At 59.6% G+C, this 8,856-nt stretch carries 5 protein-coding genes and 2 pseudogenes; 4 read left to right on the top strand and 3 right to left on the bottom strand.

Annotation, left to right across the window (positions count from 1 at the left end; all coding sequences use genetic code 11):
• Positions 1–605, bottom strand: a pseudogene (locus Q8Q80_RS00670) (peptidase S8 and S53, subtilisin, kexin, sedolisin); the annotation flags it as partial.
• Between the two features lie 50 nt (positions 606–655).
• Complete coding sequence (gene cadR / locus Q8Q80_RS00665) at positions 656–1,096, bottom strand: Cd(II)/Pb(II)-responsive transcriptional regulator (RefSeq protein ID WP_305631077.1); 441 nt, start codon at positions 1,094–1,096, stop codon at positions 656–658.
• Positions 1,097–1,181: 85 nt separating this feature from the next.
• Here cadR and Q8Q80_RS00660 point away from each other — a divergent pair, with 85 nt between their 5' ends.
• The 4 genes from Q8Q80_RS00660 to Q8Q80_RS00645 all read left to right on the top strand — a co-directional run bounded on the left by Q8Q80_RS00660 (position 1,182) and on the right by Q8Q80_RS00645 (position 8,322).
• Positions 1,182–3,587: a heavy metal translocating P-type ATPase gene (locus Q8Q80_RS00660; RefSeq protein ID WP_034375348.1), complete on the top strand. Its 2,406-nt coding sequence runs from the start codon at positions 1,182–1,184 to the stop codon at positions 3,585–3,587.
• A complete protein-coding gene (lspA, locus tag Q8Q80_RS00655; RefSeq protein ID WP_075149163.1) occupies positions 3,584–4,663 on the top strand; it encodes a signal peptidase II in 1,080 nt (359 codons plus the stop codon). Before Q8Q80_RS00660 ends, lspA begins: the two co-directional genes overlap by 4 nt.
• A 129-nt stretch (positions 4,664–4,792) precedes the next feature.
• Positions 4,793–5,350 carry a recombinase family protein gene (locus Q8Q80_RS00650; protein ID WP_004213590.1) on the top strand — a complete coding sequence of 186 codons (558 nt, stop codon included), beginning with the start codon at positions 4,793–4,795 and terminating at the stop codon, positions 5,348–5,350.
• A 2-nt stretch (positions 5,351–5,352) separates the two neighbouring features.
• On the top strand, positions 5,353–8,322 hold the full coding sequence (locus tag Q8Q80_RS00645) for a Tn3 family transposase (RefSeq protein ID WP_004213592.1): 2,970 nt from the start codon (positions 5,353–5,355) through the stop codon (positions 8,320–8,322).
• Between the two features lie 6 nt (positions 8,323–8,328).
• Here Q8Q80_RS00645 and Q8Q80_RS00640 read toward each other — a convergent pair.
• Positions 8,329–8,856: pseudogene (locus tag Q8Q80_RS00640) on the bottom strand (peptidase S8 and S53, subtilisin, kexin, sedolisin); the annotation flags it as partial.

Genomic DNA, 8,856 nt, shown 5'->3' with positions numbered 1-8,856 from the left:
GCATCCCGTTCGCCATTGTTGCCTACGGCGACGGCCATCAGGGTCTCACCATCGCTGAGGATGCTATCGATGACGGCGGTCCAAGCATGCACATCCTGATCTTCGACCGGCATGTCGGGGCCAAGACTGAGATTGATGAATTGATACTGACGCGACAACAGCACGGTTTCCACATGACCCAAGGTGCGGTAAAGCTCATAAGGGTCTTCCCCCTCGATCCGCGCATCCAACACGCGATGGTGATCGACAGGCGCATAGGGCCGCTCTGCTGCATCACCGGGTTCGATGGGGCCAAACAGGAGTGCCGAAGTGACACTCAGGCCGTGTTCAACAAAGTCCGGCACGTCGTTGGCGTCCGGATCAGCCAGAAAATACCGGCGTACATACGGTGCGGTGACATGCGTATCGGGCAAACCGCCATCCAGTACAGCGACCTTGGGCTCTCTTGAGAGCGGCTCACCGCTCGGCAATGTGAAAGACACGGCCAATGGCATGCTGCGCGTCACCGGCCGAGCGGCCCGCAATTGCGGCATAGGGCGGATTACGCGGGCCAGCGTAAATTGAGCGAGCAGTTCCAGGCCGCTACGATCACCTTCGACCGCCACGAATAGGGGTCGCCTCAGAAAACGGAAAATAAAGCACGCTAAGCCCTTACTTACCCAGATGTTTGACTGTTCGTGGCACTTTCACCATGGTAATTGCAATTGCCCAACCCTTGCAAAATGCCGCACGCCTCTACAGATCGAGAGCCAGAACACTTCTCGCGCAAATCAACCAAGTGCCGTTTTAACTGCAACAGCGCGGACACACGCATTTCCACCTGTTGAATATGGGCCTCCAGCAGCGTGTTGACCTCCCCACAGTCCTGCATCGGGTTGTCTCGCAGACCCAGCAATGCGCGAATCTCGCTCAACGTCATGTCGAGCGAACGGCAATGACGGATGAATTGCAAGCGCTCAATGTGCGCCTCACCGTACAGCCGGAAGTTGCCACCGCTTCGCGCTGGCTTCGGCAGTAGCCCTTCCTTCTCGTAGTAGCGGATGGTCACGACCTCGCACCCAGAGCGCTTGGCGAGGTCGCCAATTCTGATTTCCATGCATCAATCTCCAATTATCACTTGACTCTATAGTGACTATAGAGATTTTAATGGAGGCTGAATAGAAGATTTTCAGGAGTTACTCATGAGCGAATGCGCTTCAAAGGGGTGTGGCTGCACGACTGAGCCGATCATCCAACCCACGGCACCGGCCCCGCTGGCAACCGGATCGGCTCAAGCGGTGTACCGCATCGAGAACATGGATTGCCCGACCGAAGAGGCGCTGATCCGAAGCAAACTGGCCGGTCTGGCGGGGGTGGCGGGTCTTGAATTCAACCTGATGCAACGTACCTTGGCCGTGCGACACGAATTGCCTTCGTTGTCTCCCGTCGAGCAGGCGCTGAAGGCCATCGGCATGCAAGCTGTGCGCATGGATCAGGCGTCGGCCGAGCAGACGACCAAGCTGTCCATTGCCAAGATGGATTGCCCGACCGAAGAGACGTTGATCCGCAACAAGCTCGGCACCGTGGCCGGTGTTGCTGATCTCGATTTCAACCTGATGCAGCGCACGCTGTCGGTACGCCATGCGAACCAGGTTCTGCCAGACGTGCTCGTGGCACTGCAAGCGCTTGGATTCGAGGCGCAGGTCGTGGACACGGCAGAGGTCGCATCTCCATCCGCCGCCCCTGTGACCACGCCGACCAACTGGTGGCCGCTGGGCATCTCCTTGGTCACTGCATCGGCGGCCGAGGCGGTCTACTGGCTCCACAACGGCAATCACTGGTCGGTTGTCGTTCTGGCGCTTGTCGCGGTCTTCACGGGTGGCCTCTCCACCTACAAGAAGGGGTGGATTGCGCTCAAGAACCGTAATCTCAACATGAACGCCCTCATGTCGATTGCGGTCACGGGTGCCATGTTGATCGGCCACTGGCCCGAAGCGGCAATGGTGATGGTACTGTTCGCGCTGGCCGAGGTAATCGAAGCCAAATCGCTGGATCGCGCTCGTAACGCTATCCGTGGCCTGCTCGACCTGACCCCGGAACAGGCCACGGTACAGCAGGCTGACGGCACATGGCGCGAGGTGGGCGCCAAGCAAATCACCATCGGCGCCCGCGTCCGGGTCAAACCAGGTGAGCGCATCGCCCTTGATGGTGAGGTGCTGGAAGGCCGCTCTGCCGTCAACCAAGCCCCGATCACGGGTGAAAGCCTCCCGGTCGAAAAATCCCCCGGTGATTCGGTGTTCGCTGGCACGATCAACGAATCCGGCTCGTTCGAGTACCGCGTCACCGCCTTGGCCAACAACTCCACTTTGGCCCGGATCATTCACGCGGTAGAGGCTGCGCAAGGTAGTCGTGCGCCGACTCAGCGTTTTGTCGATCAGTTCGCCCGCTGGTACACCCCCGTTGTATTCGGCGTTGCCATCGCCGTCGCGTTGTTGCCGCCGCTGTTCATGGGTGCGGCATGGCTCGACTGGATCTACCGTGCATTGGTTCTGCTGGTGGTCGCCTGCCCGTGCGCACTGGTGATCTCTACACCGGTCAGCATCGTCAGCGGCCTGGCCGCCGCCGCCCGCCACGGCATTCTCATCAAAGGTGGCGTCTATCTGGAAGAAGGCCGCAAGCTGCGCTGGCTGGCTCTGGACAAGACCGGCACGATCACGCACGGCAAGCCCGCACAGACCGACTTTGTCACATGGGGCAATGCACTCGCCTCGGACAGCCGCAGCATCGCTGCCAGTCTGGCGGCCCGCTCGGACCATCCTGTATCCAAGGCGGTGGCACAGGCCGCGCAGACGGACGGGGTTGCCTTGCTCGACGTGGCCGAATTCAACGCGCTGCCCGGTCGGGGTGTGCAAGGCCAAATCAACGGTGCGACCTACCATCTGGGCAACCACCGGATGCTCGAAGAGCTGGGGCAGTGCACACCAGAGCTGGAGCAGCGCATCGCTGCGCTGGAAACCGCTGGCAAGACCGTCGTGATGTTGGTAGGCGCAAAGGCGGTACATGCCTTATTCGCCGTAGCGGACACCATCAAGGACAGCAGCAGGACCGCCATCGCCGAGCTGCACGCACTGGGCATCAACACCATGATGCTGACCGGCGACAACCCCCATACGGCACAGGCCATTGCCGCACAAGCCGGAATCGACCGTGCGCAAGGCAACCTACTCCCAGATGACAAATTGCGCGAAGTGGAGCAACTGGCCCGAAGCGGCAAGGTTGGCATGGTCGGTGATGGCATCAACGATGCCCCGGCCTTGGCGCGTGCGGACATCGGCTTTGCAATGGGAGCGGCTGGCACAGATACCGCAATCGAGACCGCCGACGTGGCCCTGATGGACGACAACCTGCGCAAGATTCCGACCTTCGTGCGCCTGTCGCGTGCGACGGCGCAGGTGCTGATGCAAAACATTGTGCTGGCCCTTGGCATCAAGGCAGTATTTCTGGTGCTGACCTTCACGGGTCAAGCGACCATGTGGATGGCGGTGTTTGCTGATATGGGGGCCAGCTTGCTCGTCGTTGGCAATGGCTTGAGGCTGTTGCGCAAATGAGCTGGAAATTCTTTCTCTACGACTGGGGTGGTCTGAACATCGCGTTGTTCCAAGCCATCAACATGAGCACACCTGCAGCGCTGGAACCGCTGGCATCGTTCTTCAACCTTGTGATAGGCAACTACTGGACTGCACCACTGATGCTCTTGGCGATGTGGGGATGGTCAAAGTCGGCACCTGACCCAACGCGGGCCGATGCCATCCGGTACAGACTCAGAGTCTTTAGCGTGGCCTTTGCGTTGGCATTTCTCGTCGCCACCATCTTGAAGCTATGGATCGACTTTCCACGCCCGCCTGCCGTTTTTGGCGACATGGTGCGCGTTATCGGGGGCATCGAACGACACTACAGCCTGCCCAGCGGGCATGCCACCTATGCCGCGCTGGTGGTCGGCGCGCTCTGGCCTTTGATAGGCCGTCGTGGCCGCATCGGCTTGGTGTTGTACGCCGCATTGGTCGGTTGGTCACGCATCGCAGCCGGAATGCACTTTCCTGCCGATGTGCTGGCGGGGTGGGTACTTGGATTGAGTTGCACGGCGCTCGCCGGGTGGCTGATGCCGCTGGCCGTCCCTGTGTGGCAATCGGCTCGCCGCACATCGACTTGGGTCTGGTTCGCAGTGGCCGCCAGTGCTGTCATGACCGATCAGCTCGCAAAGTTCGCCATCACCCGCACGTTTGCCTACGGTGAACAGGTCGAAGTCACGCCCTTCTTCAACTTCGTCCATGTCCTGAATCCCGGCGCGGCATTCAGCTTTCTGGCGAACGCTGGCGGCTGGCAACGTTACTTTTTCATCACGCTGGGCCTGGTCGTTTCTGCTTGGCTGGGACGCATGCTGTGCCAGCAATTGCCCCGTCTCGAAGCGATGGGATACAGCCTGATCCTCGGCGGTGCGCTGGGCAATGTCGCGGATCGTGTGCTGCGTGGACAGGTTGTTGATTTCCTTGACTTCCATTGGCGACTTGCGCACTGGCCCGCCTTCAACCTCGCTGATGTGGCGATAACTATCGGAGCGCTCTGCCTGTTCTTGACGGTTGTACCGAAAAGCAGTAAAGGCACAGAGGCCGAGGTGTCCGGTTAAGCTATACCCTAACCTGATGTCAGATGCTTGGCGCAAAGCACGTCAGAATAGAGTTGTAGTTTGTATTTATTGACACAAGCCGCCAAGGGTAATGGATTTCATCCTGACACTTTTACCTTTGGAGGCACCTTGCAAGGTCAACGCATTGGCTATATCCGCGTCAGCAGCTTCGACCAGAACCCTGATCGGCAACTGGAGCAAATCGAAGTCGGTAAGGTATTCACCGATAAGGCTTCCGGCAAGGACACGCAACGTCCCGAACTTGAAAGGCTGCTGGCCTTTGTGCGCGAGGGCGACACCGTGGTGGTGCACAGCATGGACAGGTTGGCACGCAATCTCGATGACCTGCGCCGCATCGTTCAGGGGCTGACACAACGGGGCGTGCGGATGGAGTTTGTCAAAGAAGGGCTGGCGTTCACCGGCGATGACTCACCGATGGCCAATTTGATGCTGTCGGTCATGGGGGCTTTTGCGGAGTTCGAGCGCGCACTGATCCGCGAACGCCAGCGCGAGGGAATCGTGCTGGCCAAGCAGCGCGGTGCCTACCGGGGACGAAAGAAATCGCTGAACAGCGAACAAATTGCCAAGTTGAAACAGCGAGTCGCGGCAGGCGATCAAAAAACCTTGGTGGCCCGTGACTTCGGCATCAGTCGCGAAACCTTGTACCAGTACCTGCGGGAAGACTGATCATGCCGCGCCGCTCAATCCTGTCCGCCACCGAGCGCGAAAGCCTGCTGGCACTACCAGATGCCAAAGACGAACTGATACGGCACTACACGTTCAACGAAACCGACCTATCGGTGATCCGCCAGCGTCGCGGCGCTGCGAATCGATTGGGCTTCGCCGTGCAGCTTTGCTACTTGCGATTCCCTGGCATCTTCTTGGGCATCGATGAGCCTCCGTTTCCGCCCCTGTTGCGCATGGTGGCCGCACAACTCAAGGTGCCGGTGGAAAGTTGGAACGATTACGGCCAGCGCGAGCAGACGCGGCGGGAGCACTTGGTCGAGCTGCAAACGGTGTTCGGGTTCAAGCCCTTCACCATGAGTCACTACCGGCAAGCCGTGCATACATTGACCGAGCTGGCCTTGCAGACCGATAAAGGGATTGTGCTGGCCAGCACCCTTGTCGAAAACCTGCGGCGGCAGAGCATCATCCTGCCCGCCATGAATGCCATCGAGCGCGCGAGCGCCGAGGCCATCACCCGTGCCAACCGGCGTATTTACGCGGCGTTGACCGATTCTTTGTTATCGCTCCACCGTCAGCGCCTGGACGAACTTCTCAAGCGCAAGGACGGCAGCAAATTGACGTGGCTGGCATGGCTGCGCCAGTCGCCCGTCAAGCCGAACTCTCGGCATATGCTTGAACACATCGAGCGCCTCAAGGCTTGGCAGGCGCTTGACCTTCCCGCAGGCATCGAGCGACAAGTTCACCAGAACCGCCTGCTCAAGATCGCCCGTGAGGGTGGGCAGATGACGCCTGCCGATCTGGCAAAGTTCGAGATGCAACGACGCTATGCCACTCTGGTTTCGCTGGCCATTGAAGGCATGGCCACCGTCACCGACGAAATCATCGACCTGCACGACCGCATCATTGGCAAACTATTCAACGCCGCCAAGAACAAGCATCAGCAGCAGTTTCAGGCTTCCGGCAAGGCGATCAATGACAAGGTGCGGATGTATGGCCGCATCGGCCAAGCCTTGCTGGAAGCCAAACAGAGCGGCGGCGATCCGTTCGCCGCCATCGAGGCCGTAATGCCGTGGGATACCTTCGCCGCCAGCGTCACGGAGGCGCAAAAGCTCGCGCAGCCGGAGAGCTTCGACTTTCTGCATCGCATCGGTGAAAGCTACGCCACGTTGCGCCGCTACGCGCCGCAGTTCCTGGACGTACTTAAGTTACGGGCGGCACCAGCCGCCAAGGGCGTACTCGATGCCATCGAGGTGCTTCGCGGCATGAACAGCGACAACGCCCGCAAGGTGCCCGCCGACGCGCCGACCGCATTCATCAAGCCACGCTGGGCGAAACTGGTGCTCACGGACGATGGCATTGACCGGCGCTACTACGAGCTGTGCGCCCTGTCAGAGCTAAAGAACGCGCTGCGATCAGGCGATGTCTGGGTGCAGGGTTCGCGCCAGTTCAAGGACTTTGATGAGTACCTGGTGCCGGCCGAGAAGTTCGCTACTCTGAAGCTGGCCAACGAATTGTCGCTGGCAGTGGCCACCGATTGCGATCAGTATTTGCACGACCGACTGGCATTGCTGGAACAGCAGCTTGCCACCGTCAACCGCATGGCGGCGGCCAATGATCTGCCGGATGCCATCATTACCGAGTCCGGCCTGAAGATCACGCCGCTGGACGCGGCGGTGCCGGAGACCGCACAAGCCCTAATCGACCAGTCGGCGATGCTGCTGCCACACGTCAAGATTACCGAACTGCTGATGGAAGTTGATGAGTGGACAGGCTTCACCCGGCATTTCACGCATCTGAAGACCGGCGACACGGCCAAGGACAAAACCTTGCTGCTGACGACGATCCTGGCTGATGGCATCAATCTCGGGCTAACCAAGATGGCCGAGTCCTGCCCAGGCACGACTTACGCCAAGCTGTCGTGGCTGCAAGCCTGGCACATCCGGGATGAAACGTACTCAACGGCGCTGGCCGAACTGGTCAACGCGCAGTTCCGGCAATCCTTTGCCGGAAACTGGGGCGATGGCACCACGTCATCGTCGGATGGCCAAAATTTCAGAACCGGCAGCAAAGCGGAGAGCACCGGGCATATCAACCCGAAGTATGGAAGCAGTCCAGGCCGGACGTTTTATACCCATATCTCCGACCAGTACGCGCCCTTCAGCACCAAGGTAGTCAACGTCGGCGTGCGTGATTCAACCTATGTGCTCGATGGCCTGCTGTACCACGAGTCGGACTTGCGGATCGAGGAGCACTACACCGACACAGCGGGCTTTACCGATCATGTCTTCGGCCTGATGCACCTACTGGGCTTCCGATTCGCGCCACGTATCCGAGACCTGGGCGACACCAAGCTATTCATCCCAAAGGGCGATGCCGCCTATGACGCGCTCAAGCCGATGATTAGCAGCGACCGGCTGAACATCAAGCAGATACGCGCCCATTGGGATGAAATCTTGCGGTTCGCCACTTCGATCAAGCAGGGTACGGTGACGGCCTCGCTGATGTTGCGCAAGCTCGGCAGCTATCCGCGTCAGAACGGACTGGCCGTTGCACTGCGCGAGCTGGGGCGCATTGAGCGCACGCTGTTCATACTGGATTGGCTGCAAAGCGTGGAGCTGCGCCGCCGCGTGCAGGCCGGACTCAACAAAGGCGAGGCGCGCAACGCGCTGGCCAGGGCGGTGTTCTTCAACCGACTGGGCGAAATCCGCGACCGCAGTTTTGAGCAACAACGCTACCGGGCCAGCGGCCTCAATCTGGTAACGGCGGCCATCGTGCTTTGGAACACGGCCTATCTGGAACGGGCAACCAATGCTTTGAACGGGCACGGCAAACCGGTAGACGAGACGCTGTTTCAATACCTGTCACCGCTGGGGTGGGAACACATCAATCTGACCGGCGATTACCTCTGGCGCAGCAGCACCAAGGTCGGCGCAGGCAAGTTCAGACCGTTGCGACCACTGCCACCGGCTTAACGTGCTTTATTTTCCGTTTTCTGAGACGATCCCGAATAGCAAGCTCCCCGCCTCGAAGCCAAACTCCCCATTGACCGTGAAGCCACAGTCCTTGGCATAGTCCGCAAATAAAGCCCGCAGCTCATTGGTATCGCCTTCTGGCGGCAAATGCAGGCCAACCTCATACACATGCCCTGGTTCCGTGCCTTCCAAACGAAGGCGGTCGGCCGCCGTCATGGCCGTAAAAGTTTCGATACGTGCAAATTGCTCGGCGGCGGGCATGTCCGCCTGTAGGCTGCGCACGAAATCCGGGAATTGCCTCAAAGCTGTGCGCGTACCGGCCACAAAAAGCTCTGTCGTATCCGCCTCAGGCGGCGCGTTGCGTTTGGTCTGGTGGCGCGGCTTGATGCGACGGGTGCGCGAGCCAACCGAGCTTAGACCGACCTGATCAAGCAATAGCTTGGGGAAAAACGACTTGGCCAAATAGGCCGGATGCAGCACCAGACTGGCAACCGCCAAGTCATCGACGCAAGCTTTCGCGGGCAATGTCTGGAA

This window comes from Methyloversatilis sp., from assembly GCF_030698125.1.
Classification (GTDB): domain Bacteria; phylum Pseudomonadota; class Gammaproteobacteria; order Burkholderiales; family Rhodocyclaceae; genus Methyloversatilis.
Note: the sequence above shows the minus strand (reverse complement) of the source record. Positions and strands in the feature narration are given on the sequence as shown.

Excerpts from the sequence above, each read along its gene's own strand:
- cadR (WP_305631077.1), bottom strand. The coding sequence starts at position 1,096 with ATGGAAATCAGAATTGGCGACCTCGCCAAGCGCTCTGGGTGCGAGGTC.
- Q8Q80_RS00660 (WP_034375348.1), top strand. The coding sequence starts at position 1,182 with ATGAGCGAATGCGCTTCAAAGGGGTGTGGCTGCACGACTGAGCCGATC.
- lspA (WP_075149163.1), top strand. The coding sequence starts at position 3,584 with ATGAGCTGGAAATTCTTTCTCTACGACTGGGGTGGTCTGAACATCGCG.
- Q8Q80_RS00645 (WP_004213592.1), top strand. The coding sequence starts at position 5,353 with ATGCCGCGCCGCTCAATCCTGTCCGCCACCGAGCGCGAAAGCCTGCTG.